The 24,018-nt window shown below is 67.2% G+C and carries 22 protein-coding genes; 8 read left to right on the top strand and 14 right to left on the bottom strand.

The genetic code is table 11. The annotated features are described in order from the left end of the window. Nucleotides 1-10: 10 nt before the first annotated feature. From ACZY0B_RS08050 to ACZY0B_RS08005, 10 genes are all read right to left on the bottom strand, one after another. Nucleotides 11-499, bottom strand: coding sequence for an arginine repressor (locus ACZY0B_RS08050; RefSeq protein WP_463763534.1), 489 nt, complete (start codon nt 497-499; stop codon nt 11-13). Continuing rightward, entirely contained in the window at nt 496-1,422 is a 927-nt protein-coding gene (argF, locus tag ACZY0B_RS08045; RefSeq protein ID WP_463763533.1) for an ornithine carbamoyltransferase, read from the bottom strand. Before argF ends, ACZY0B_RS08050 begins: the two co-directional genes overlap by 4 nt. Then, nucleotides 1,415-2,605: an acetylornithine transaminase gene (locus tag ACZY0B_RS08040; protein WP_463763532.1), complete on the bottom strand. Its 1,191-nt coding sequence runs from the start codon at nt 2,603-2,605 to the stop codon at nt 1,415-1,417. Before ACZY0B_RS08040 ends, argF begins: the two co-directional genes overlap by 8 nt. Beyond that, nucleotides 2,602-3,492 carry an acetylglutamate kinase gene (argB, locus tag ACZY0B_RS08035; protein WP_463763531.1) on the bottom strand — a complete coding sequence of 297 codons (891 nt, stop codon included), beginning with the start codon at nt 3,490-3,492 and terminating at the stop codon, nt 2,602-2,604. Before argB ends, ACZY0B_RS08040 begins: the two co-directional genes overlap by 4 nt. Beyond that, nucleotides 3,489-4,706 carry a bifunctional glutamate N-acetyltransferase/amino-acid acetyltransferase ArgJ gene (gene argJ, locus ACZY0B_RS08030; protein WP_463763530.1) on the bottom strand — a complete coding sequence of 406 codons (1,218 nt, stop codon included), beginning with the start codon at nt 4,704-4,706 and terminating at the stop codon, nt 3,489-3,491. The genes argB and argJ overlap by 4 nt, the downstream gene beginning before the upstream one ends. Then, a complete protein-coding gene (argC, locus tag ACZY0B_RS08025) occupies nt 4,703-5,746 on the bottom strand; it encodes an N-acetyl-gamma-glutamyl-phosphate reductase (protein WP_463763529.1) in 1,044 nt (347 codons plus the stop codon). The genes argJ and argC overlap by 4 nt, the downstream gene beginning before the upstream one ends. Before the next feature lie 62 nt (nt 5,747-5,808). Further along, complete coding sequence (gene pheT / locus ACZY0B_RS08020) at nt 5,809-8,295, bottom strand: phenylalanine--tRNA ligase subunit beta (protein ID WP_463763528.1); 2,487 nt, start codon at nt 8,293-8,295, stop codon at nt 5,809-5,811. Further along, nucleotides 8,295-9,338: a phenylalanine--tRNA ligase subunit alpha gene (pheS, locus tag ACZY0B_RS08015; protein ID WP_463763527.1), complete on the bottom strand. Its 1,044-nt coding sequence runs from the start codon at nt 9,336-9,338 to the stop codon at nt 8,295-8,297. Before pheS ends, pheT begins: the two co-directional genes overlap by 1 nt. Nucleotides 9,339-9,480: 142 nt before the next feature. Then, nucleotides 9,481-10,302 carry a rhomboid-like protein gene (locus ACZY0B_RS08010; protein WP_463763526.1) on the bottom strand — a complete coding sequence of 274 codons (822 nt, stop codon included), beginning with the start codon at nt 10,300-10,302 and terminating at the stop codon, nt 9,481-9,483. A 57-nt stretch (nt 10,303-10,359) separates the two neighbouring features. Continuing rightward, complete coding sequence (locus tag ACZY0B_RS08005; RefSeq protein ID WP_463763525.1) at nt 10,360-11,151, bottom strand: adenylate/guanylate cyclase domain-containing protein; 792 nt, start codon at nt 11,149-11,151, stop codon at nt 10,360-10,362. 313 nt (nt 11,152-11,464) lie between these two features. Here ACZY0B_RS08005 and ACZY0B_RS08000 point away from each other — a divergent pair, with 313 nt between their 5' ends. After that, a complete protein-coding gene (locus ACZY0B_RS08000) occupies nt 11,465-12,484 on the top strand; it encodes an oxygenase MpaB family protein (RefSeq protein WP_463763524.1) in 1,020 nt (339 codons plus the stop codon). Nucleotides 12,485-12,499: 15 nt separating this feature from the next. On the opposite strand, the gene ACZY0B_RS07995 is transcribed toward ACZY0B_RS08000, so the two are convergent. The 4 genes from ACZY0B_RS07995 to infC form a co-directional block, all read right to left on the bottom strand. Next, nucleotides 12,500-13,291 carry a TrmH family RNA methyltransferase gene (locus ACZY0B_RS07995; protein WP_463763523.1) on the bottom strand — a complete coding sequence of 264 codons (792 nt, stop codon included), beginning with the start codon at nt 13,289-13,291 and terminating at the stop codon, nt 12,500-12,502. A 5-nt stretch (nt 13,292-13,296) separates the two neighbouring features. Next, a complete protein-coding gene (gene rplT / locus ACZY0B_RS07990; protein ID WP_036468879.1) occupies nt 13,297-13,686 on the bottom strand; it encodes a 50S ribosomal protein L20 in 390 nt (129 codons plus the stop codon). Nucleotides 13,687-13,771: 85 nt separating this feature from the next. Next, nucleotides 13,772-13,966: a 50S ribosomal protein L35 gene (gene rpmI / locus ACZY0B_RS07985; RefSeq protein ID WP_463763522.1), complete on the bottom strand. Its 195-nt coding sequence runs from the start codon at nt 13,964-13,966 to the stop codon at nt 13,772-13,774. Nucleotides 13,967-14,001: 35 nt separating this feature from the next. Further along, a complete protein-coding gene (gene infC / locus ACZY0B_RS07980) occupies nt 14,002-14,610 on the bottom strand; it encodes a translation initiation factor IF-3 (protein WP_463763559.1) in 609 nt (202 codons plus the stop codon). Nucleotides 14,611-15,067: 457 nt separating this feature from the next. On the opposite strand from infC, the gene lysX reads away from it, so the two are divergent. The 7 genes from lysX to ACZY0B_RS07945 all read left to right on the top strand — a co-directional run bounded on the left by lysX (nt 15,068) and on the right by ACZY0B_RS07945 (nt 24,017). Further along, entirely contained in the window at nt 15,068-18,400 is a 3,333-nt protein-coding gene (gene lysX / locus ACZY0B_RS07975) for a bifunctional lysylphosphatidylglycerol synthetase/lysine--tRNA ligase LysX (protein WP_463763521.1), read from the top strand. Between the two features lie 86 nt (nt 18,401-18,486). Then, nucleotides 18,487-19,968, top strand: coding sequence for an alpha/beta hydrolase (locus ACZY0B_RS07970; RefSeq protein ID WP_463763519.1), 1,482 nt, complete (start codon nt 18,487-18,489; stop codon nt 19,966-19,968). A gap of 6 nt (nt 19,969-19,974) precedes the next feature. Continuing rightward, nucleotides 19,975-20,412, top strand: a complete 438-nt coding sequence (locus ACZY0B_RS07965) for a DUF6653 family protein (RefSeq protein WP_463763518.1) — start codon at nt 19,975-19,977, stop codon at nt 20,410-20,412. 10 nt (nt 20,413-20,422) lie between these two features. Then, nucleotides 20,423-20,671 (top strand): hypothetical protein, encoded by a 249-nt coding sequence (locus ACZY0B_RS07960; RefSeq protein WP_463763517.1) that lies wholly within the window; start codon nt 20,423-20,425, stop codon nt 20,669-20,671. Nucleotides 20,672-20,701: 30 nt separating this feature from the next. Beyond that, nucleotides 20,702-22,447 (top strand): serine/threonine-protein kinase PknH/PknJ, encoded by a 1,746-nt coding sequence (locus ACZY0B_RS07955; protein ID WP_463763515.1) that lies wholly within the window; start codon nt 20,702-20,704, stop codon nt 22,445-22,447. A gap of 151 nt (nt 22,448-22,598) precedes the next feature. After that, nucleotides 22,599-23,402: a transglutaminase-like domain-containing protein gene (locus tag ACZY0B_RS07950; RefSeq protein WP_463763514.1), complete on the top strand. Its 804-nt coding sequence runs from the start codon at nt 22,599-22,601 to the stop codon at nt 23,400-23,402. Between the two features lie 159 nt (nt 23,403-23,561). Continuing rightward, the gene (locus ACZY0B_RS07945) at nt 23,562-24,017 is read left to right on the top strand and encodes a DUF5994 family protein (RefSeq protein WP_463763513.1); all 456 of its coding nucleotides are present in this window, start codon (nt 23,562-23,564) and stop codon (nt 24,015-24,017) included. The last annotated feature ends 1 nt before the right edge of the window (nt 24,018 follow it).

The raw sequence follows: 24,018 nt of genomic DNA, 5'->3' as shown, positions 1-24,018 counted from the left end.
AATCGAAAGTCTATTTGAGGTTTTCCAGAGTTCTGGCCAGCTCGGCGCCGGTCATCGGCTCCCGGGCAGCCACGAAGAGAGTGTCATCGCCGGCGATGGTGCCGACGACGTACGGTAACGCCGCCCGATCGATTGCGCTGGCCAAATAGTCAGCTCCGCCCGGCGGAGTTCGCAGCACAGCAAGGTTGGCGCTGGCATCGGTGGACACCAGCAGCTCGCTCAGCAGCCGCGACAGCCGTGCGGTGCCGCCCGATACGCCGCGCACCGGGCTGCCGTCTTCCGGGACGACGTAGACCCCGACGCCGCCGTCGGCTCCGCGCAGCTTCACCGCACCGAGCTCTTCGAGGTCGCGCGACAGCGTGGCCTGAGTGACGTCGACGCCCTCGTCGGCCAGCAGCCCCGCCAGTTCGCCTTGGCTGCGCACCGGCGCCGACGACAGGATCGCCACGATGCGCGCCTGACGACCGGCGCGGGTGATGTCGGAGGCGTTGCGAGTCATCGGGACCGCTCCAGCAGCCACACCAGCAGCGCCTTCTGGGCGTGCAGCCGGTTTTCGGCCTCGTCGAAGACCACGCTGGCCGGGCCGTCCATCACCTCATCGGTGATCTCGTCGCCGCGATGCGCCGGAAGGCAGTGCAGCACAATGGCTTCCGAGTCAGCCAGGCCCAGCAGCCTGGTGTTGATCTGAAACGGGCGAAACGGTTTGACCCGGTCGAGCCCATCGGCCTCTTGCCCCATCGACGTCCAGGTGTCGGTCACCAAAACGTCGGCGCCGGCGGCGGCCGCGTCGGCGTCGGTGGTCACGGTCACCGAGGCACCCGTGTCCGCCGCGCGTTGCTCGGCGGCGGCCAGCACGGCCGGGTCGGGCGCGAAGCCCGCCGGGGCGGCGACCGTGACGTGGATGCCGGCGGTTACCGCGCCGAGCATCAGGGAGTGCGCCATGTTGTTGGCGCCGTCGCCGAAATACGACATCGCCAAACCGTTCAGCGACCCCTTGTGTTCGGCGATGGTCTGCAGATCGGCCAGCACCTGGCAGGGATGGAACTCATCGGAGAGCGCATTCACCACCGGCACCGTCGCGGTCGCGGCCATGGCGTCGAGCCGGTCTTGCCCGAAGGTCCGCCACACGATGGCGTCGACATAGCGGGACAGCACCTGCGCGGTGTCCTGCAGCGTCTCGTCGCGGCCCAGCTGGGTGCTGCCGCTGTCGACGACGACGGGATGCCCGCCCAGCTGCGCGATGCCCACCTCGAAGGAGAACCGGGTGCGGGTGGAGTTCTTGTCGAAAAGCACCGCAACGCCGCGCGGCCCGTCCAGGGGACGACGGCTGAACGGGTTCTTCTTCAGCTCGGCGGCCAGCTCGAGGACCTCGGCCTGTTCGGCCGGGGACAGGTCGTCGTCGCGCAGGAAGTGTCTAGGCATGTGCGCCCACCGCGTCGAGAACACCGGGCAACGCGGCGAGGAAGCTGTCGATCTGGGCTTCGGTGATCACCAGCGGCGGCGCCAGCCGGATGACGTTGGGCGTGGCCGCGTTGACCAGGAACCCGGCCTCACGCGCGGCGGCCTCGACGTCCTTCGCGCGCGGCGCGGTCAGCACCACTCCGCACAACAGCCCGCGGCCGCGCGTGTGGTCGATCAGCGGGTGGCCCAGCGATTCGATGCCCTGGCGCAACGACTTGCCCAGCACCTCGGCCTGCCGGATCAGGTCGTCGTCGACCAGCACCCGCAGCACCGCCCGCGCTGCCGCGGTGCACACCGGGTTGCCGCCGAACGTGCTGCCGTGCAGGCCGGGTGTCAATAGTTCGGCCGCCGGCCCGACCACCAGCACCGCGCCGATCGGCAGTCCGCCGCCGAGCCCCTTGGCCAGCGTCACCACGTCGGGAGTGATGCCGTCGTGCTGGTGGGCGAAAAATGCTCCGGTGCGCCCGATTCCGGTTTGCACCTCGTCGAGCACCAGCAGGGCGCCGTGCCGTGCGGTGATCTCGCGCGCCGCCGCCAGGTAGCCCGGGGGCGGGACGACGACGCCGCTCTCCCCCATGATCGGCTCGAGGAATACCGCCGCGGTGTCGTCATCGACGGCGGCGGCCAGCGCGTCGGCGTCGCCGTAGGGCACGTGCGTGACGTCGCCCGGCAACGGCTCGAACGGCGCCTGCTTGGCCGGCTGGCCGGTCAGCGCCAGCGAGCCCATCGTGCGGCCGTGGAAACCCTCTTGCGCGGCAACCAGTTTCGTGCGACCGGTGAGCCGGGACAGCTTGAACGCCATCTCGTTGGCTTCGGTGCCCGAGTTGCAGAAGAACACCCGGGTCGTGGTGTCGGTGCCGAGCAGGGCAACCAGTTCCTCGGCCAGCGCGATCCCCGGTTCGGTGGCATACAGGTTCGACGTGTGACCGAGCGTCGACATCTGCTGCGTGACGGCCTCGATGAGGGCCGGATGGCCATGCCCGAGCACGTTGACCGCGATGCCAGCCAGCAGATCGACGTAGCTCTTGCCGTCCACATCGGTGACCACGGCGCCCTCGCCACTGGCCAAAGCCAGCGGCGGGGTGCCGTAGTTGTTCATCATCACGGCTTCCCACCGCTGCCGCATGGTGTCGGTCTGGTTCATGCGGGCACCACCTTGGTTCCGGTGCCCTCGGGAGTGAAGAGCTCCACCAGCACACAGTGTTTGACTCTGCCGTCGATGACATGCGCGCTGGGCACTCCCCCGGTGACCGCGCGCAGGCACGCCTCGACCTTGGGAATCATGCCGGACTCGAATGTGGGCAGCAGTTGGGTCAAGCTCGCGGTGTCAATTTCGCTGACCAACGATTCGCGGTCGGGCCAGTCGGTATATATGCCTTCAACATCGGTGAGCATCAACAGTTTTTCGGCTCCCAGCGCCTCGGCCAACGCCGCCGCGGCGGTGTCGGCGTTGATGTTGTGCACCACACCCTCGGCATCCGGCGCGAGTGTGGACACCACCGGAATACGCCGCGCCGCAATCAGATCCAGCACCGCGGCGGTGTTGACCGTGTCGACGTCGCCGACCAGGCCGATGTCGGTGGCCACGCCGTCGACGGTGACGCTGCGCCGTACCGCGGTGAAGAGCTGGGCGTCCTCGCCGGTGATGCCGACGGCGTACGGCCCGTACGCGTTGATCAGGTTGACCAGTTCGCGGCCCACCTGTCCGAACAGCACCATGCGCGCGACGTCGAGCACTTCCGGTGTGGTGACCCGGAATCCGCCCTTGAAGTCACCCTTGTCGATGCCGAGCCGGCGCAGCATCGCGGTGATCTGCGGTCCGCCGCCGTGCACGACGACCGGGTGGATTCCGCAGTTGCGCAGGAAGGCCATGTCGGCGGCGAAGGCTTGCCGCAGCGTCTCGTCGGTCATCGCGTTGCCGCCGTATTTGACCACGACGATCTTGCCGTGCAGCTGCTTGAGCCAGGGCAGTGCTTCGGCCAGCACCTGCGCCTTGACCTGCGTGGGCAGTTCGTCGGTGTTGATCGTCATGTGCTGTAGGCCGAATTCTCTTCGACGTAGGCGTGCGACAAATCGATGGTGCGGATGGTGGCCTGGCCGTCGCCGAGGCCGAGGTCGACGACGACGGCGATATCGCGGCCCGAGAGATCCACATCGCGCGAGCCCGGAGCGCCGGCACCGTCGAGATAGACCATAAAACCGTTGAACGACACGGTGATTCGTTCGGGGTCGATGGTAACCCCGGGCGCCAGACCGACCGCCGCCACCACCCGGCCCCAGTTGGGATCCGACCCGAACATCGCGGTCTTGACCAGGCTGTCACGGGCGATTGCCCGAGCGGCGCTCTCCGCGTCGGACTCGGAGGAGGCCCCGGTCACCGTCACGGTGACGCGCTTGGTCACGCCCTCGGCATCGGCTTGCAGCTGCAGGCACAGGTCGTCGCAGACCCGCTGCACGGCGTCGTCGAGCTCGGCCTGCGACGGGGCGATTCCACTTGCACCGGAGGCCAGCAGCAGCACGGTGTCGTTGGTGGAACAGCAGCCGTCGATGTCGAGTCGATCGAAGGTGCGCGCGGAAGCGCGGCGCAGCGCCTGGTCGAGTGCCTTGGCGTCGGCGACCGCGTCGGTGGTCAGCACACACAGCATGGTGGCCAGCGAAGGCGCCATCATGCCCGCGCCCTTGGCCATGCCGCCGACCGTCCAGTTGTTTCGATGGTGCAGCGCAGCCTTTTTGGGCACCGTGTCGGTGGTCATGATGGCCTGGGCGGCCTCGTCGCCACCGCTGAGCCCGCCGTGCATTTCGTGCACGATCTGGGTGACGCCGCTGCGCACCTTGTCCATCGGCAGCCGGTCGCCGATCAGACCGGTGGAGCAGACGGCGACCTCGACGGCCCCGGTCTCGGTTCCCCAGTCCGACAACGCTGCGGCGACGGCCTCGGCGGTGGCGTGGGTGTCCTGGAAGCCGCCCGGTCCGGTGCAGGCGTTGGCGCCGCCGGAGTTGAGGATCACCGCGCGCAGTTGGCCAGTGGTGAGCACCTGTTGGGTCCACAGCACCGGGGCGGCCTTGACCTGGTTGCGGGTGAACACCCCGGCGGCGGCGTAGTCGGGTCCTTCGTTGAAGACCAGTGCGAGGTCGCGCGCCCCGGATGTCTTGATCCCGGCCGCGATTCCGGCGGCGCGAAATCCCGCGGCCGCGGTGACACCTTGCGTGCGCACCAGCCGCGTCACACCGTCAGCGTCCGTCACGGTGCCACCCCGACCACCGAAAGGCCTTCTGCCTCCGGCCAACCCAGCGCCAGGTTCATCGACTGCACCGCGGCTCCGCCGGTGCCCTTGACCAGGTTGTCGATCGCGGCGATCGCGACGAACGTCTCGGCGGCCTCATCCACCGCGACGGCGACCTGTGCGGCGTTGCTCCCGATGACCGAGCCGGTACGGGGCAGCTGCCCTTCGGGCATCAGGTAGATGAAAGGTTCAGCGTCGTAAGCCTTTTCGTATGCCGCCCGCAGCTGTGACAGCGGCGTCTTGGTGCGCGCCGTGCAGGTCGCCAGGATGCCGCGGGAGGTCGGGATCAGCACCGGGGTGAACGACACCGTGACATCGCGATCGGTGACGGCCCGCAGCCCCTGGGCGATCTCGGGGGTGTGCCGGTGAGCGCCGGCGATGTTGTATGCCCGGGCCGATCCGATCACCTCGGAGCCGAGCAGGTCGGCCTTGGCCGCGCGGCCGGCTCCGGAGGTGCCGCTGACGGCAACCACGGTGACGGCGGGGTCGACGAGGTCTTCGGCCACGGCGGGCAGCAATGCCAGCAGCGCCGCGGTCGGATAGCAGCCCGGCACCGCGATGCGGCGGGCGCCGCGCAGGCGCTCCCGGGCGCCGGGCAGCTCCGGCAGGCCGTAGGGCCAGCTGCCGGCGTGCGGGGATCCGTAGAACCGTTCCCATGCGCCGGGGTCGGTGAGCCGGAAATCCGCGCCGCAGTCGATGATCAGGGTTTCGGGGCCGAGTTGCTCGGCCAGCGCCGCCGAATGCCCATGCGGCAGAGCCAGGAACACCACGTCATGGCCGCGCAGGACGTCAAGCTCGGTGGGTTCGAGCACCCGCTGGGCCAGCGGGATCAGGTGTGGGTGGTGCTCAGCGAGCGTGCTGCCCGCACTGGCCGCGGCGGTCACCGAACCGATGGCGAGCCGGCCGTCGGCGTACGCCGGGTGCCCGAGCAGCAGGCGCAGGATCTCGCCGCCCGCGTAGCCGCTGGCACCGGCGATCGCCACCCTTTTTGCGTCGGCCATTCGGCCAATTCTGCATGGTTATGCAGACGATTGCAAATCCATTCCGCGGCCTGGCCGCGGCTTCAGGCGCGCAGTTCGGCACCCACGGCCGCGGCGGCGTGCCGCACGGCGGCGTCGCGGGCGGCGCTGGCGTCGTCTTCGGTCAGCGTGCGATCCGGCGCGCGGAACCGCAGCGCGAAGGTCAGCGACTTGCGATCCTCGCCGATCTGCGGGCCGGTGAACACGTCGAAGAGCTGCATGTCTTCCAGTAGCTCGCCGGCCCCTTCGCGCACCGCGTCGGCCACCGCCTGGGCCGGCACATCCGCGGGCACCACCAGGCTCACATCCTGGAAGACGGCCGGGAAAGGCGACACCTGGGGCGCCGGCAACAGCTCGGTGATCGGGAGCGCACCGAGGTTGAGCTCCAGGGCGCAGGTGCCCTTCGGCAGACCGGACCGCTCGACGACGGCGGGATGCAGCTGACCCGCATGGCCGATGACCAGTTCCCCGACGACGACCTCGGCGCACCGGCCGGGATGCCATGGCAGGTACTGGACCGCCCGGAGCGTGACGTCAATTCCGCTGGCGCGCGCGATGATTCGCACCCCCTCGAAGGCGTCGGCGGCATCGGCTGCGCGGCCGGACCCCCAGGGGCCCCGCGGTTCGCGGAGCCCGGCCAGCACCGCGGCGACGTGCTGCGGCTGCCGGGGCAGCGACGCGTCGAGCATGGCGACCTCGTCATCCGTCGGCCGACGGTGCACCGGGATCAGCTCAATGCCGCGGGTCTGCTCGGTCGGCCGCACTACCTGCGCGATAGCATACAGCGCGGCATCAACCAGGCCTCGGGATACATTGCGGCCCAATGCTTCCAGCAATCCGGGCAACAGCGTGGTGGCCAGCTCCGGGCGGTCGGCGTCCAGCGGGTTGAGCACCCGCGTCGTCGTGCGCCGCGGGTCGTCGGCCGGCAAACCCCACAGGTCGAACACGCCGGCGGGCAGGAACGGGGTCGGCAGGATCTCGACGTACCCGGACTGCGCGAGTGCCTTACCGATCGCGCGGCGACGTTTCTGCACCGGGGACAGTCCGCGGCCCGCGGGCGCCGACGGCAGCACCGACGGGATGACCTCGAGGCCCTCCAGCCGCAGCACCTCCTCGACGAGGTCGGCGGGCTGCAACAGATCGGGCCGCCAGCTCGGCGGTGTCACGGTCAGCGCATCGCCGTTTTCGGCTACCACAGCACCGATTTGAGTGAGGCGCCGGACAGTCGTGCCCGGGGCGTATGCCACGCCGGCGAAACGGTCCGGCAGGTCGGCGGCGATCGAGATAGGGGGCAGTGACCAGTCGTCCCGTGGCGGGTCGCCGCGCCAGTCGGTCAGGGTCGGCGATACCGCTCCCCCGGCGATGTCGGCCAGCAGCGCCGCACACCGGTCCAGCGCGGCCACCGAAATCGCGGGGTCGACGGCGCGCTCGTAACGACGGGCGGCCTCGCTGGGCAGGTGCAGCCGCCGCTGGGTGCGCGACACGGCGGCCGGGTCCCACACCGCGGCCTCCAGCAGCACGTCGGTGGAGTCCGCGCGCACCTCGGTGCTCGCCGCGCCCATCACGCCGCCGATCGCCGTCGTCGCGACGTCGTCGACGATCAGCACATCGGCCGGATCGAGTTTGCGCTCAATGTCATCGAGCGTGACGACGGTCTCGCCGGGCTCCGCGAACCGCACGGTGAAGCCGCCGGTGATGCGGCTGCGATCGTGGGCATGCATCGGGTGGCCCAGTTCCAGCATCACGTAGTTGGTCACGTCCACCGCCGGAGACGTCGCCCGGATGCCGGACAGCAGCAGCCGGCGCTGCAGCCACCATGGCGACACCGCGGCGGGGTCGATCCCGGTGACCGGGCGCAGCGCGAACCGTCGAACCTCGGTTTCCGCCTGCACGGTCAGCGGCCACGCCTCGCCGTCGGCCGGCAACGGCTTCACCTGTGCCGGGTCTACGAAATTCAAGCCGTAGGCACAGGCGATCTCGCGGGCCAAGCCGCGTACCGACATGCAATAGCCGCGGTCGGGGGTGATCGCCAGGTTGAAGACCACATCGTCAAGCCCGAGCACTTCGGCGCCGCCGGCGCCCGGTTCGGCGGTTCCCGGCGGCAGCACCAGAATTCCGGAATGGTCGGCGCCCAAGCCGAGTTCGGATGCCGAGCAGATCATTCCATCGGAGTCGCGGCCGTAGGTCTTGCGGGCGGCGATGGCGAAACCGCCGGGCAGCATCGCGCCGGGCAGCGCCACCACCACCAGATCGCCGACCGCGAAGTTGGTTGCACCGCATACGATTCCACGTTCTTCGCCCTCGCCGACGTCCACCAGGCAGGCGCGGATCGGCTTCTTGAATTCGGTGAGCTCCTCGATGGCGGACACCCGGCCCACGGTCAGCGGGCCGTCGACCGGACCCAGGGTGATGACTTCCTCGACTTCGTGGCCGATGCCCACCAGCGTCTGTTCGAGGTCGCTCGCACTGACATCCCAGCCCGGCGCCCCGGCGGCAACGACGTCGCGCAACCAGCTGTAAGGAACACGCATTACAGACCCACCCCGAACGGCAACGAGAATCGGACGTCACCTTCGACCATGTCGCGCATGTCGGGAATGCCGTTGCGGAACTGCAGGGTGCGTTCCAGGCCCATCCCGAATGCGAAGCCCGAATAGACCTCCGGATCAATTCCAGCGGCGCGCAATACGTTTGGATGGACCATCCCGCAGCCGCCCCACTCCACCCAGCCGGCACCGCCCTTTTTGCCGACAAACCACACGTCGACCTCGGCGGACGGCTCGGTGAACGGGAAGAAGTGCGGCCGGATCCGGGTGCGTGCCTCGGGGCCGAACTCGGCGCGCGCGAATGCGTCCAGCGTGCCGCGCAGATGCGCCATCGACAGACCGCGGTCCACCGCCAGGCCCTCGACCTGATGGAAGACCGGCGTGTGGGTGGCGTCGAGTTCGTCGGTGCGGAAGGTCCGCCCGATGGAGACGATGTAGACCGGTAGCTCGCGCTCCAGCAGAGTCCGCACCTGCACCGGTGAGGTGTGGGTACGCAGCAGCTGCCGGGATTCCTCCGGCGCGGCATAGAAAGTGTCCTGCTCGCTACGCGCGGGATGGTCGGGCGGAAAGTTCAGGGCGTCGAAGTTGAACTGTTCGGTCTCGACCTCCGGGCCCTCCGCCAGCTCCCAACCCATCGCGATGAACGTGTCCGCGACGTGTTCGGCCAGGATCGTGATCGGGTGCCGGGCGCCGGGTGGCTGCCGGGTCGACGGCAGTGTGACGTCGATGCTTTCGGCGACCAGTACGGCCGCGTCGCGCTCGGCACGCAGCACCGCCAGCCGTCCGTCATAGCTTCGTTGAACCTCGCCGCGCGCGGTATTGACGCGCTTGCCGGCGTCGGAACGCTCCTCGGTGGGCAACGTCCCCAGCGACTGTCTGGCCAGCGCAATCGGCGAGCGATCACCGAGGTGCTCCGTCTTGACAAGTGCCAGCGCGTCGAGGGTTCCGGCGAGTCCGATGGCCTGCCGGGCAGCATTGACTGCCTCGGCCAACGCTTCCGGCGACAGGTCGACGGGTTGATCACCCACGCGGCGACACTCTCCTTGCTGACGAGGCTGTTCTGGACCGGATCGTCGCCGAACGGGCGGGCTTCAGCGCGGCACGGGTCGAGTGCCGATCATATGTGACCGAGTTCAGTGAACTGAATGCGCTTCGGTGGCCGGCGTTGGATTAGCAGGCGAGCGCCGGCTGCAAGTCGGCGAGCGCTTCTTCGTCGACTGCCGCGGACGTCGGCGGCGTGGTGCGCGCGGCCCTGAGCTGGGCGATCTTGTAAGCCACGAACGCGCCGAGGGCCCCGACGACCGGCGCGGCGGCCATCGTCGCCCAGTGGTGAGCCAGGACCAGGAATCCGAACCCGGAAGACGCGACCAGCATCGCAATCAGCACCGGCGTCCAGCGGATCGGTTGACGGAACCGGGCGGACACCAGCACGCCGAGGATCACGGCCACCGTATGCCCGGCATCGGTGAAGTCTGCGCCGATGATCGCCGACGTCAGGCCCGCCGCGATCCACCAGCCGACCCACGCCGGACGCCACCGCTGGGGTATGGCGGCGGTCATCGCGCCGAGCGCCGCGAGCGCGCCGTAACTCATCCCGACGTCGCTGGCCCGGGCAACCGTTATCGGCATCCAGCCGACCTCAATCGCGGTGGCCAGAGCGCCGGCCACCACCAACGTCGCGCCGATATGACCGACCAGGAATGCGACTACCAGCCGGATGGTGCTCAGATGCAGCTCCGCGAGAGCCAGCAGGCAGGTCAGGAACGGCACCCAGAACCAGAGCGGACCGGCGTCGACGACGAGCGCGCTGCCCAGCAGCGTTCCCACATGTCCGTGCGCCAAGTTGTGCAGGTTGGTGCTCGCGCGCTGGACGATGACGTCATGCGCGTGCTGGCCGAGCGCCAGGATGGCGCAGCTGACCGCAAGCAGCACCGCCACATAGCCAACGGTGAATCGGACCCGGGCGAGCCGGGAAAGGATGCCCCCAAACATTGAATCCATTATGACGGCTAAATTGTTTCGGCTCTGTGATCGGACGCTGTCAACTCCCTAAGAGTATTCGAGACGATATATCGCCAAGTCCGGCGGAATGCCCGGCGTTTTCGGCGCAAACATGGATTTACGTGCACGTTTAGCGACCACGCCCAACGCGTCCAGCTCGCTTTGCGGGATCAAATCCAGCGCCGAACTCGAGACCATGAGCCCGCCTTTTGTGGCGCGTTCCATAACGCGAGCGGCGATATTGACGTCGACGCCGAGCCAGTCGGCGGCCAATCGCTGCGGCCGGCCGGTGTGGATCCCGACCCGCATCCGCGGCCGATAGCCCGCCACCTCGACCGACTTCATCGCTTGGTCGGCGGCCACCACGGCCCGCACCGCGACGTCCGGATGGCGGAACACCGCCATGATGCCGTCGCCCATTCGTTTGACGATGTGCCCGCCCGCATCGAGCAGCGGCGGCTCCACGGCCCGCGCCACCTGGCGCAGCAGGGTCAGCGCCGCGTCGTCACCGGCCTGCAACGACCACGTCGAGAAGCCAACCAGATCGGTGAAAACCAGCGTCACCTCTGGATTCGCCGGCCGCCGCGACACCGCCTCGGTCAGCGCCTGCCAGACCTGCAGCACGCTCAAACTGACCTCGCGCGATGCCGCGTCGCGATCCCCCAGCAGCCGGTCGGCGGCTCGGGCCGCCGCCCGCGGGCCGCCGTCACCCGCCGTCGAGAGCGGGTCACCGAATTCGGGATCCCCGGGCAGCATCCGTCGCGCCCGCCGGATGAACGCCACCACGCCCGGGCTGCGATTTGCGGTCTGCCACCACTGTGCCGCGGTGCGTTTGGACACCGGAGGTCGTTGTCCTGAGGGAGAGGTTGAGCCGGGAGGCGCCACCGTCGTCACCGATTCTGAGTCCTTTTCTAAGGACTCGCCCGGATCCGGATCGCGCGGCGCGAGTTCCACCTGGCAAGGGTAAGTAGTTTCGGGGAAGCCGGGCAATGACGCCCGTCCGGTTGTGTCACACGTCGCACCAAACCTACTGATCACGACGTTGCCACACCACTGTGGAATCTCGGTAACAGCTTCGCGGGCGCGCGCCGAAATCGTAGACAACGTGCGTTGTCAAAGTTATCGTGAGCTCAATCCGGAGTAGGAGGTCGTGATGACTACCGCATCGACCACATCCATCGATCCGCTCGGACCAGATTCCCTTACCTGGAAGTACTTTGGCGACCTGCGCACCGGCATGATGGGCGTCTGGATCGGGGCGATCCAGAACATGTACCCACAGCTGGGTGCGGGCGTCGAGGAGCATTCGATCCTGCTGCGCGAGCCCCTGCAGCGAGTGGCCCGATCGGTGTACCCGATCATGGGCGTGGTCTACGACGGCGATCGAGCGGCCCTGACCGGTGAGCAGATCAAGCACTACCACGACACCATCAAGGGGATTGATGCCGAAGGGCGCCGCTACCACGCGCTGAACCCCGAGACCTTTTACTGGGCGCACGCCACGTTCTTCATGCTCATCGTCAAGGTCGCCGAGTACTTCTGCGGTGGCCTGACCGAGGCCGAGAAACGCCAGCTGTTCGACGAGCACGTGCAGTGGTACCGGATGTACGGCATGAGCATGCGGCCGGTGCCTGGCACCTGGGAGGAATTCCAGGAGTACTGGGACCGGGTCTGCCGCGACGAGCTGGAAATCAACCAGGCGACGCTGGACATCTTCCGGATACGCATCCCCAAGCCGAAGTTCATCCTGATGCCGACGCCGATCTGGGACCAGATGTTCAAGCCGCTGGTGGCCGGTCAGCGCTGGATCGCGGCCGGGCTCTTCGAGCCCGCGGTGCGCGAGAAGGCGGGCATGCGCTGGACACCGGGCGATGAGATCTTGCTGCGGGTTTTCGGCAAGATGATCGCGCTGGCGTTCCTGGCCGTTCCCGACGAAATCCGGCTGCACCCGCGGGCGCTGGCCGCCTACCGCCGCGCCGAGGGCCGGGCTCCGATCAACGCGCCGCTGGTCGAGGCGCCCGAGTTCGTGGCGCCGCCCCGCGACCGACGCGGGCTGCCGATGCACTATGTCCCGCCGCACAAGTCGTTGATCGAGCGGGCCGGGTCGTTGGTGCACACCACGCTCTCGCTGGCCGGGCTGCGCCCCGCCCGGGGCCCCAAAAAAGCCGCGTAGAGCCGCTAGAGGCCGCTAAAAACGCTGCAGCACACCCAGCGCAAGTGCGCTCTGGTACAGACAGATCGCCGCGGCGGCGGCCACGTTCAGGCTCTCCGCACCGCCCGACATCGGGATGCGCACCCGATGGTCCGCCTGGTCGGTGATCTCTTCGGCCAAGCCGTGCGATTCGGGGCCGAACAGCCAGGCCGTCGGCTTGCTCAGCAGCTGGTCTGCCTCGTCCAAGCGGGTCCCACCGTCGACGGTGGTGGCCAGCGCCTGCAGCCCGGCGTCACGTACCGCGGTGAAGACCGCGTCGACGTCCGGAGCGGAGACGACCGGAAGCGAGAAGATGCTGCCGGCCGACGCACGCAGGCACTTGCCGTTGTAGGGGTCGACGCTGCGCCCGGCGAGGATCACCGCCGCGGCGCCCATGGCGTCGGCGACACGGATCAGCGTGCCCGCATTGCCCGGCTCACCGATCTCGACGGCCACCGCGACCAGCCGCGGCGAGCCTGCCAGCGCCTGTTGCAGCCCGGTCGCCGGCAGATCGCACACCGCCACCAACCCCACCGGAGTAACGGTGTCGGACAAGGCTTTTGCCGCACGCTCGGTGACCACATGGACCGGACACTGCTGGGTCGCCAGCAGGGTCGCGTGCCGCTGCCCCGCGAGTTCGGTGACGAACACCTCGCGGACAAGTCCGCGTGCCGACGCGGCCTCGACCAGATTGGGGCCTTCGACCAGGAACTGGTTCGACCGCCGTCGCACGACATGGCGATGCAATTTGACCGCCGCGACCACCCGGGCCGAGCGCTCGGTGAGCACCGGGGTTAAGCAGCTTCTCCGGAGGGCGCGTTGACGTCCTTGGGCAGTGCCGCCCGAGCGACATCGACCAGCGCGGTGAACGCCGCCGGATCGGTGATCGCGATGTCGGCAAGGTTTTTGCGGTCGACTTCCACGCCCGCAGCCTTCAGGCCCTGGATCAGCCGGTTGTAGGTGATGTCGTTGGCGCGCGCCGCCGCGTTGATCCGCGAAATCCACAATTTGCGGAACTCGCCTTTGCGCGCCCTGCGGTCGCGGTAGGCGTACTGCAGCGAATGCAGCTGCTGCTCTTTGGCTTTGCGGTAGAGCCGAGACCGCTGGCCGCGATAGCCTTTCGAGGCCGTCAGGACGCTGCGCCTCTTCTTGTGGGCGTTGACTGCCCGCTTTACGCGTGCCATGGATGTTCCTACTCTCGTTCAGACGTAAATGGTCTCCGGTGCCGGCGGCAGGTATGCCTTCGTCCGGCACTCGGCTTGCTGAAGGTCAGCCGTTCAGCATCGCGTTGACACGCTTGGTGTCGTTGGCTGCGACCGTGGTGCGGCCATCGAGCCGGCGGGTGCGTTTGGTCGCCTTGTGCTCGAGCAGATGCCGACGATTGGCTTTCTGGCGGACGATCTTGCCGGTCCCGGTGCGCCGGAACCGCTTTGTCGCCCCGCTGTGGGACTTGGCCTTAGGCATGTTTCCTCTAGTTCTCGCTTGTTCTCGGTGTCGGGTCAGTTCGGTGAAGCGGCGGTGTCGCCGGTTTCGTCGACGTCGTGCGCCGCCTCGGGTCCCACTTCTTCGGGGTGCCGCGCCCTGGCGCGTGTCTTCGCGCCGCGGTGCGGTGCCAGCACCATCGTCATGTTGCGGCCGTCCTGCTTGGCGGACGTTTCGACGAATCCGTATTCGGCGACGTCCGCGCCCAGACGCTGGAGCAACCGGTAGCCCAGCTCGGGCCGCGACTGCTCACGTCCGCGGAACATGATGGTGACCTTCACCTTCGATCCCGCCTCCAGGAAGCGGATTACGTGGCCCTTCTTGGTCGCGTAATCGTGATCGTCGATCTTGGGTCGCAGCTTTTGCTCTTTGACGACGGTCTGCTGCTGGTTCCGGCGGGATTCGCGCGCCTTTTGCGCCGCCTCGTACTTGAACTTGCCGTAGTCCATGATCTTGCAGACCGGTGGCCTGGCGTTGGGGGCAACTTCGACGAGGTCGAGATCGGCGTCCGCGGCGACGCGCAGTGCGTCTTCGATGCGCACGATGCCTACCTGCTCCCCCCCTGGGCCGATCAGTCGGACTTCAGGTACGCGAATGCGCTCGTTGACGCGGGTCTCAGTGCTGATGGGGCCTCCCTTGTTGGGCTTCTGTCGTCGTCTAGCTACGACCGGTGACTGGGCCCGTCGGGATTCAGCGGTGGAAACACCACAACATCAGCAAAAAAGCCCCGCATAGCAGGGCCCAATGCCGACCGATCACGACCTGAAACGCGTTCAAGTCGTCCGCGCCGAGCGCGAAACCGGCACCTCACGGTGCCGGTGACCGGACCGCTGCACCTTGAAATAATTTCGCGGCGAGCGGTGGGAGTGGGACTCCACTTAACTGTCCCAGGCCTTAGCCGGGATGGTCGTGGAGGAAAGTCTAGCAGCCATCAGGCGTCTTCCAGCATTTCAGCTGCCCGCCATCGTCGAAGCCAGCCGCCTGGCCTGCGCCGTCGCGGTGCGCCCGGACCGACAACTACTCTCGACCAGTCTTGGCGCTTCGCCAGGCATTTCAAGGGTTGAGGGCATATCCTCGCGGTCTGTGACTGTCGCAAAGCCTCGCTCAGGCAGCCGGTCGAATTCCCGGTATCGGTGGGTACCGGCCGCGGCCGGCTGGACCGTTGGCGTCATCGCCACCCTGTCCTTGCTGGCCAGCGTGTCGCCACTGCTGCGCTGGTTGATCAAGGCCCCACGGGAATTCATCAACGACTACCTGTTCAACTTCCCCGACACCAGCATCGCGTGGTCCTTCGTGCTGGCGCTGCTGGCGGCGGCGCTGACCGCCCGCAAACGCATCGCCTGGTGGGTGCTGCTAGGCCAAATGATCCTTGCGGCGTTTTGGAACGCCGCCGATATCGCCGCCGGCGACAACACCGCGGCCGAGACGTTCGGTGAGAACCTCGGGTTCGCGATGCACATCGTCGTGATCGTCCTGCTGGTGTTGAGCTATCGGGAGTTCTGGGCCAAGGTCCGCCGGGCCGCGCTGCTCAAAGCGGCGGCCGTCCTCGTCGCCGGGGACGTGATCGGAATCCTGCTGTCCTGGGGCCTGGTCGAGCTGTTCCCCGGATCACTGGCCCGACAGGACCGGCTACCGTACGTGGCCAACCGGGTGGTCGGGTTCGCCCTCGCGGATCCCGACTTGTTCACCGGCAAACCGCACCTCTTACTCAACGCGATATTCGGGTTGTTCGGCGCCCTCGCGTTGATCGCGGCCGCGATCGTGCTGTTCCAGTCGCAGCGCGCCGACAACGCGCTGACCGGCGAGGACGAGTCGGCGATCCGCGGGCTGCTGGAGCTGTTCGGCAAGAACGACTCGCTGGGTTACTTCGCCACTCGTCGCGACAAGTCGGTGGTGTTCGCCAGCAGCGGACGCGCCGCGATCACCTACCGGGTCGAGGTCGGCGTCTGCCTGGCCAGCGGTGACCCGGTGGGCGACCCCAGGGCATGGCCGCAGGCCGTCGACGCGTGGTTGGCGCTGTGCAAAACCTATGGCTGGGCACCCGGGGTGATGGGCGCCAGTTCGCTAGGCGCCCAGGCTTATCGCGAGCGCGGCCTCAATGCCCTGGAGCTCGGCGATGAGGCCATCCTGCGGACCGCCGATTTCAAGCTGTCCGGCCCGGACATGCGTGGGGTGCGCCAGGCCGTGACGCGCGCGCGCCGGGCCGGGCTGACGGTACGCGTCCGGCGCCACCGTGACATCACCGCAGACGAGATGACCGAGACGATTTCGCGCGCAAATGCGTGGCGCGATACCCAGTCCGAGCGCGGGTTTTCCATGGCACTGGGCCGGCTGGGCGATCCGGCCGACGGCGATTGCCTGCTGGTTGAGGCGCTGGATCGGAACGACCAGGTGGTCGCGATGCTGTCGCTGGTCCCGTGGGGCAGCACCGGGGTCTCCCTGGACGTGATGCGCCGCTCTCCCCAATCCCCCAACGGCACTAATGAATTCATGGTCAGCGAACTCGCCCTGAACGCGGAAGCGCTTGGTATCAACCGTGTTTCGTTGAACTTCGCCATGTTCCGGTCGGCCTTCGAGCAAGGCGCCCAACTCGGCGCCGGCCCGATCGCACGGTTGTGGCGTGGGTTCCTGCTGTTCTTTTCCCGGTGGTGGCAGCTCGAGACGCTGTACCGCTCGAACATGAAATACCAACCCGAATGGGTGCCGCGCTACGCGTGCTACGAGGACGCCCGGTTGATCCCCCGGGTCGGCGTTGCTTCGGCCATGGCCGAAGGGTTCCTGGTGTTGCCGTTCAGCCGGCGCGACAAGGTGCATACCGGACACCACCCCGCAGTGCCGCAAAGGCTGGCGGAATCCGGGTTGTTGCACGAAGACGGATCCGCTCCGGACGTCAGCGGGTTGCAGCGCGGCGACGAAGTCGACTCCGAGGAGTACCGACGCCGACTGCCCGAACAGGTGCGGGTGCGCCTGGCCAAGCTAAGGACGCTGCAGCGCAACGGTGTTGACGCCTATCCGGTGGGGTCGCCACCCAGTCACACCGTCGCGCAGGCTCTCGGCGCCGACGACCAGGACACCGTATCGGTGGCCGGCCGCATCTTGCGGATACGTGACTTCGGCGGTGTGCTGTTCGCCGAACTGCGTGACTGGTCGGGCGAAATGCAAGTGCTGCTGGACAATTCCCGCCTCGAGGCCGGCCGCACCGCCGATTTCACTGCGGCCATCGATCTCGGTGACCTGATCGAGATGACCGGGCACATGGGTTTCAGCAAGCGCGGAACCCGCTCGCTGATCGTGAGCGAATGGCGAATGGTCGGAAAATGCTTGCGGCCGTTGCCCAACAAATGGAACGGGCTGACCGACCCGGAAGCGCGAGTGCGCACCCGCTATGTCGACCTGGCGGTCAATGCCGAGTCGCGCAATCTCGTCACGGCCCGCAGCAGCGTGCTGCGCTCGGTCCGGGAAACGCTGTTCGCCAAGGGTTTCATCGAGGTGGAAACCCCGATCCTGCAACCGATCCACGGCGGAGCCGCCGCCCGCCCGTTCGTCACCCATATCAACACCTATGACATGGACCTCTTCTTGCGCATCGCGCCCGAGCTCTACTTGAAGCGGTTGTGTGTCGGCGGCGTGGAGCGAGTGTTCGAACTGGGCCGGGCCTTCCGCAACGAAGGTGTCGACTTCAGCCACAACCCGGAGTTCACGCTGCTGGAGGCCTACCAGGCGCACGCCGACTACCGGGTGTGGATCGACGGGTGCCGCGAGCTCATCCAAAACGCCGCCGAAGCCGCTAACGGCACGCAAACCGTGCTGCGGCCCCGCGCGGACGACGCGCCGACCAGCGACGCCCGCCTGGAACCGGTCGACATCTCCGGTGTGTGGCCGGTGAAGACCGTGCACGACGCGGTCTCCGAAGCGCTCGGCGAGCACATCGACCCGCACACATCGTTGACCGCGCTTCGCAAGCTGTCCGACCACGTCCACATTCCCTATCGGGACCATTGGGACGCCGGGGCCGTGGTGCTGGAGCTCTACGAGCACCTGGTCGAGGACCGGACCGAGGCGCCGACCTTTTACATCGACTTTCCGACGTCCGTCTCGCCGCTGACCCGTCCGCACCGCAGTCAACCAGGGGTGGCCGAGCGGTGGGACCTGGTGGCCTGGGGCATCGAGCTGGGCACCGCCTACAGCGAGCTCACCGACCCGGTGGAACAGCGGCGCCGGCTGCTCGCGCAGTCGCTGTTGGCCGCCGGCGGCGATCCGGAGGCGATGGAGCTCGACGAAGACTTCCTGCAAGCCATGGAATACGCGATGCCGCCGACCGGCGGGCTCGGGATGGGAATCGATCGGCTCGTGATGCTCATAACCGGCCGCAGCATCCGGGAGACATTGCCATTTCCGCTGGCCAAGCCGCATTAGCCGCCGGCCGGAAAACCCGGCGACCGCACCGAGAACATTGCGTGATTATGTTCCAGGATTGTTAACGATCCATCACACTGGATCGCATGACAGCGCCGGCGCCCGATGTGACCGGGCAGTTGTTGGCAAGCAGTCATACCTCGTTGATGCACGGCTGGGTACCGATAACGGTCCAGGTCGTCACGGCGATCGTGCTGGCGCTGGCCTTCGCCTGGCGATCGCGGCGCTGGCGGATGGTGTGCCTGCCACTGGCGGCCGCGGTCGGCGGCACATTTGCATACGGGACGCACTGGTACATCGCCGATCGGGGCCTGTCCGACGAACCGGCCCCGGCAGGAGTGTGGCTCTGGACCGCGCTGACGGGTATGGCGGCGGCGGTGCTGTTTCTGGGCTGGCGCGGCGCCCGCAACTGGCAACGTAGTACCGCCCTGGCGTCGGTACCGCTCTGCCTGCTGAGTGCCGCGCTGGTGCTCAATCTGTGGGTCGGCTACTTCCCCACCGTGCAGTCCGCCTGGGGCCAGCTCACCTCCGGCCCGCTACCCGACCAGACCGATCAGGCTACCGTTACCGCGATGGCCGCCAAGGGAAGCCGTCCGTCGCACGGCAGCGTGGTGCCGGTGGTAATCCCCTCGTCCGCATCGCATTTCAAGCACCGCGGCGAGCTGGTCTACCTGCCGCCCGAATGGTTCGAGAGTAGCCCGCCGCCGGCTCTGCCGACGGTGATGATGATCGGCGGGCAGTTCAATACCCCCGCGGACTGGACGCGTGCGGGCAATGCGATCAAGACGATCGACGACTTCGCCGCAGCCCACCACGGCGAGGCCCCGGTATTGGTGTTCGTGGATTCCGGCGGGGCTTTCAACAACGACACCGAATGCGTGAACGGGGTTCGCGGTAATGCGGCCGATCACCTGACCAAAGATGTTGTCCCCTATATGGTTTCGAGCTTCGGAGTCAGCCCAGACCGCTCCAACTGGGGCGTCGCGGGCTGGTCCATGGGCGGAACCTGCGCGGTGGACTTGACCGTCATGCACCCGGACATGTTCAGCGCGTTCGTCGACGTCGCCGGTGACTTCTTCCCGAATGCCGGCAACAAGGCGCAAACCATCAGCCGGCTGTTCGGCGGAAACGCCGACGCGTGGGCGGCATTCGACCCGAGCAACGTGATCAACCGGCACGGCCGGTACCACAACGTGTCCGGTTGGTTCGCGATCTCTTCGGACGGCCCGCCGGCAGCACACCGGGACGTCGCCATCGCGGACACCGCCGCGATGCGTCTCGCGGGGCGCGAGGCCGACGCCAACCCGAGCAACCAGACCGCGGCCGCCTACTCGCTGTGTGCGCTGGGCCGGACCAATGGCATCGACTGCGCTGTGCTCCCCCAGCCGGGCAAGCACGACTGGCCGTTCGCCGACCGAGTCTTCGCGGCCGCGCTGCCGTGGCTGGCCGGCCAGCTGGGCACTCCCGGGGTGCCGCGAGCTCCGTTGCCCGGCACGTCGCCTGCCGAGGCGTCGTCGACTGCGCCGGTGGTGATCTCGGCGCAGCATTCCAACACCGCGACGAGGTAATCGCGAGTGCTGTCCATTGCACGGGTCCGGCGTGCGATGTTCGCCCGGCACTGCAATCCGTGGAGCGCGTGGACGCGCTGGGCCAGCACTCCGTTGATACTGGTGCCGGTATGGACGCGACGGCGCAGCCACGCAGCGTGGCTCGCGTTGTGGATGGTGGTCAATCCGTTCGTCTTCGGCAAACCCCATCAGCTACGGGCCTGGTCGACGCGGGCGATGCTGGGCGAGGAACTGTGGATCACCCGTCGCCCGCGGGACGGTGCCGTCGTGGTCAGCGGGCTGACCTCGGCGTCGGCGTTGGTCGCCGTGGTGGCGGCCCGCCGCCATCGTGTATTGCCCGCGGCGGCCGCAACCGCGCTGCAGATGTCGCTGACCCTGCTCTATTGGGAGCTAATGGTGCGCTATCTCGCGCGCGAGCAGCAGGACCCCGTCACCCCGCAGTAGCGTGGCGAACATGGCCGACGAACCAGCAAACCCCGGCACCACGCCACCCGACCCCGGGTACGACAGCGCGGGTGTACCGACCTTCGAATCCGTGCGTGAGAAAATCGAAGGCCGCTACGCGACGTCACTGGGCGACGCGGAACTCGACGCCGAATCCCCGGAGGGGCGCTCGGTCGCCGAACAATACGACGAGCGCCAGCGCGCGGCGGCCGACCGGCTGGCCGAGATCCGCGAGTCGATGCGCGCGGATGAGGCGTAGGCCTGTTGGTTTAACGCCGGGGGGATATCGATGAGTGAAGTGCGGCCCGATTCGCGGGTCGGAAGTCGATTCGGGCATTACCGGTTGCGCCGGCTGCTGGGCCGCGGCGGGATGGGCGAAGTGTACGAGGCCTACGACACCGTCAAAGACCGCGTGGTGGCGCTCAAGCTGGTGTCCGAGCAGGTCGGCTCCGACGACGTCTTTCGGCGGCGCATGCAACGTGAAGCCCAGACGGCGGGCCGGCTGCTGGAACCGCACATCGTGCCCATTCACGATTACGGCGAAGTCGACGGCCAGCTGTTCATCGATATGCGCTTCATCGAAGGCAAAGACGTTGGCGCCGTGCTGAACCGCACTGGGCCGCTGTCACCGCCGCGCGCGGTGGCAATCGTCGAGCAAGTCGCTTCCGCACTCGATGCCGCCCACCGCGCCGGGGTCATCCATCGCGACATCAAACCCGAAAACATCTTGCTCACCGAGGGCGACTTCGCCTACCTGGTGGACTTTGGTATCGCCGCGGCGGCCACAGATCAGCGTGTCACCAAAACCGGTGCCGCTGTGGGTAGTTGGAACTACATGGCACCGGAGCGATTCGGCAAGGACGACGCCACCTACCGGGTCGACATCTATGCTCTGGCCTGCCTTCTGTACGAATGCATCACGGGGGCAACGCCTTTCCAAACCGATAGCCTCAGCGGTCTGATGGCCGCGCACCTGATGGAGCCGGCCCCGCGGCCCAGTCGACGAAATCCGGCCATCCCGGCGGCATTCGACGACGTCATCGCCCGGGGCATGGCCAAAGATCCCAACGACCGCTACCTCACCGCGGGCGATCTCGCTCAGGCCGCCCTGCACGCGTTGAGCACTCCCGATCAGCACCAGGCGACGGACCTGATCCAGCACAGCCAACACTTCGCCCCACCACCGCGAGCCCAGCAGCTCTGGCGCCAAACATCACCCGCACCAGGCCCACCGACATGGGTCGCCAACCCGCCCGTCACGCCGTGGCCGCCGCCCGCTGCACCCAAGCGCAGGCTGGGGTTGATCATCGGCGCTCTCGTGGTCGTCGTCGCGGCCGTCGCGGGCACGGGCATCTTGTTGGCGATTCGCCAATCCGGAAGCCCGCAGCCCGACAGTCCCGTCACCAGCACCATCGCAGCTGCTCCTACCGCCGGCACCGTGACCACTAGCGCTGTCCCCACAGTGGTTCCCGCACAACTGAATTCACTCCTGCTCCCGGTGGAGCAAATCAACACCATAGTCGGCACCACCGGCATGGTCGTCGACCACAGCAACACATCGATGACAGACCCCGACCCCGCCAACACGATGTCGGACGACAAGTGCCTCGGCGCGCTGATCGGTTTCCAAACCCCGACATACAAGAGCAGCGGATACACCGCGATGCTCGCCCAGCTGTTGAAGAAACCACAGAGCAATCCCGGCTACGTCGCGGTCCAGGGTGCGGTGATCTTCGCGTCCGCCGCCCAAGCGCAGGGATTTGTGACGGCCCAGGCGTCTCAATGGCGGACCTGCGCCGGGAGAAGGGTGACTCAGGTCGGCGACAAAACCACATTCGAGTGGACCTTCGGGGAGATCAGCGGCAATCCACCCAATGTCGCCCTCAAGCACACTCTGGCCAACAGCCCGGTGGTGTGCCAGCACGTCCTGAGCGCGGTAGCCAATGTGGTCCTCGACGTCAACGTCTGCGCACCTGGGACCATCAACCAGGCAAGGCAAATCGCCAACCAAATGGCGGACCGGCTCCCCCGTTGAGCAGGGCCCGGAAACCGTTGGAGCAGTGCAGTTCTGCTCGCTCCAAGGGTGACCTGACATCTCAACGATTCGAATCGTTTACCGAGGTGGCTGATCTTGATAGGCCGTCACACGGCTGGCAAATCCGGAAGCACCAGCGCAGTATTGCGTTATGAGACGCGAAGTGGGCGCCGAACTCGAAGTCGAAATCACCGCGGCCACAACGTTGGAGTTTCAGCTGGCTGTTGCACCGCATCCACACACGGAAGTCTTCGAGTCGTTGCGATTCGTCTTGAACGGACAGCAGATCCAGCCGTTGGAAATCAGTGGTGTGCACGGCAACCGCATTCACAAGTTCGACGCCGGAGTCGGCACCCTGAAAGTCGACTACGCAGCGACAATAGTGGGTCAGACCGATCCCGCTCCGGTGACCGAATACGACCAGTCGATGTATCTGCGGCCCAGCCGCTACGCCGAGGCCGACAAGTTCTATGGCTTCGCCGCAACCGAATTCGGCAACGACCATGACTCCGCGACGTTGCTGGAGCATGTGAGCTCGTGGGTGGGTACCCGGCTGAACTATGTGCCCGGCTCCAGCGATCCGATTGACGGCGCGGTGGAGACGTTGCTCGCCGGTGAAGGCGTGTGCCGAGACTTCGCGCATCTCGTAGTGGCGCTACTGCGTGCGGTGAAGGTCCCGGCCCGCCTGGTGTCGGTGTACGCGCCCGGCCTGTACCCAATGGACTTTCACGCGGTGGCCGAGGCTTTTGTCCAGGGGCAATGGCGGGTCGTCGATGCGACGCTATTAGCGCCGCGGCAAACCCTGGTCCGCATCGCCACCGGCCGTGACGCCTCCGACACCGCATTCCTCGATAATCACAAGGGCGCGATCACGCTCAATCAGCTGGTAGTGACCGCGATAGTTGACGGTGACTTGCCCGTCGATTCGATCGATCAACTGGTTTCCGTCCGCTGAGAACCATCGGCTGATCGCGGCGACATTTGGGGTCGTTTTTCGGCCGCCTCCGCGTAGGGTAGGCAGTGTCGGCGATATCTCGTACCTGGCTATTCAAAGCCATGTCGTCGTCGATTTGAACAATTTGGCCGGTTTCGCGGTCAAGACGGGAGCGTCGCGATGACGCTGAAAAATAACCCCACCGATGTCGGGCACCGGCATACCCCACCGATGCACACACCGCGCCTGAGGCTGAAGCCCAAGGCGCCTCAGAACGGGTACGTCGATGGGGGGTGGTGGCCGCACAGTGCGGACCTGACTGCGGAGTTGCCGGATCTGCTGGCGGTGCTATCTGTTCGACTGGGACCGATTGGCCGCGTGATCTACAACGTGAACGAATGGGCAACGCCGCCTGCAAAACTCGAGACCGGGGGGCGAACGGTACGACTCAACGGATACCGCCGCCAACCGATCAACACCGTCGAAGTCCTTGGGCTTAATCGCAACAAAATCGTCTTGCTGGTGATTTCCCCGGATACCGATTCGGACCAGGCACACGCCATCATGATGAGCGCGGCCGGCCCAAGCAATGTCTCGACCGCGGAAAGCCTGCTGACGATCAGCGCGGCAGGTTGAC

The organism is Mycobacterium sp. IDUB_19 (assembly GCF_055419445.1).
The sequence above is the reverse complement of the archived record's forward strand: the minus strand, read 5'-3'. Positions and strand labels throughout refer to the sequence as shown.

Excerpts from the sequence above, each read along its gene's own strand:
- ACZY0B_RS08050 (WP_463763534.1), bottom strand. The coding sequence starts at position 499 with ATGACTCGCAACGCCTCCGACATCACCCGCGCCGGTCGTCAGGCGCGC.
- argF (WP_463763533.1), bottom strand. The coding sequence starts at position 1,422 with ATGCCTAGACACTTCCTGCGCGACGACGACCTGTCCCCGGCCGAACAG.
- ACZY0B_RS08040 (WP_463763532.1), bottom strand. The coding sequence starts at position 2,605 with ATGAACCAGACCGACACCATGCGGCAGCGGTGGGAAGCCGTGATGATG.
- argB (WP_463763531.1), bottom strand. The coding sequence starts at position 3,492 with ATGACGATCAACACCGACGAACTGCCCACGCAGGTCAAGGCGCAGGTG.
- argC (WP_463763529.1), bottom strand. The coding sequence starts at position 5,746 with ATGGCCGACGCAAAAAGGGTGGCGATCGCCGGTGCCAGCGGCTACGCG.
- pheT (WP_463763528.1), bottom strand. The coding sequence starts at position 8,295 with ATGCGTGTTCCTTACAGCTGGTTGCGCGACGTCGTTGCCGCCGGGGCG.
- ACZY0B_RS08010 (WP_463763526.1), bottom strand. The coding sequence starts at position 10,302 with ATGTTTGGGGGCATCCTTTCCCGGCTCGCCCGGGTCCGATTCACCGTT.
- ACZY0B_RS08000 (WP_463763524.1), top strand. The coding sequence starts at position 11,465 with ATGACTACCGCATCGACCACATCCATCGATCCGCTCGGACCAGATTCC.
- rplT (WP_036468879.1), bottom strand. The coding sequence starts at position 13,686 with ATGGCACGCGTAAAGCGGGCAGTCAACGCCCACAAGAAGAGGCGCAGC.
- rpmI (WP_463763522.1), bottom strand. The coding sequence starts at position 13,966 with ATGCCTAAGGCCAAGTCCCACAGCGGGGCGACAAAGCGGTTCCGGCGC.
- ACZY0B_RS07970 (WP_463763519.1), top strand. The coding sequence starts at position 18,487 with ATGACAGCGCCGGCGCCCGATGTGACCGGGCAGTTGTTGGCAAGCAGT.
- ACZY0B_RS07960 (WP_463763517.1), top strand. The coding sequence starts at position 20,423 with ATGGCCGACGAACCAGCAAACCCCGGCACCACGCCACCCGACCCCGGG.
- ACZY0B_RS07955 (WP_463763515.1), top strand. The coding sequence starts at position 20,702 with ATGAGTGAAGTGCGGCCCGATTCGCGGGTCGGAAGTCGATTCGGGCAT.
- ACZY0B_RS07950 (WP_463763514.1), top strand. The coding sequence starts at position 22,599 with ATGAGACGCGAAGTGGGCGCCGAACTCGAAGTCGAAATCACCGCGGCC.
- ACZY0B_RS07945 (WP_463763513.1), top strand. The coding sequence starts at position 23,562 with ATGACGCTGAAAAATAACCCCACCGATGTCGGGCACCGGCATACCCCA.